This is a genomic window from Paraburkholderia sp. SIMBA_027 (assembly GCF_046535315.1).
Lineage (GTDB): Bacteria > Pseudomonadota > Gammaproteobacteria > Burkholderiales > Burkholderiaceae > Paraburkholderia > Paraburkholderia tropica.
Genome location: NZ_JAWRWY010000184.1, coordinates 1 through 369, shown reverse-complemented (window position 1 = coordinate 369; position 369 = coordinate 1). Strand labels below are relative to the sequence as shown.

Annotated in this window: 1 pseudogene; it reads right to left on the bottom strand. The window is 59.6% G+C overall.

The features are described from left to right. Positions 1-126: 126 nt before the first annotated feature. A pseudogene (locus SB764_RS38710) lies at positions 127-369 on the bottom strand (3-deoxy-8-phosphooctulonate synthase); the annotation flags it as partial.

The window sequence follows — 369 nt, the reverse complement described above, 5'->3', positions numbered from 1 at the left end:
AAATCGTTTGAAATCGTCTTAATCGAAGGCACGCAAATTACAATGGCCGTTTTTGAGCCGCCTAACATGCCTTCGTTTCCAGCCTCATTCGAGGCCTATTACAGGATCATGTCAGCCTTTTGAACGTCAGGCCGCTTTCGCGATGGCGTCGAAGGCGAGAAGCTTTGCGAGAAGCCGCGGCATGTCCTTCAGATAGACCATGTTCGGTCCGTCGGACGGCGCGTTGTCCGGGTCTTCGTGCGTTTCGACGAAGACACCCGCGACACCGACGGCAACGGCGGCACGCGCCAGGGTCTCGACGAATTCGCGCTGGCCGCCGCTCGAACCGCCCTGCCCGCCCGGCTGCTGCACGGAATGCGTGGCGTCGAA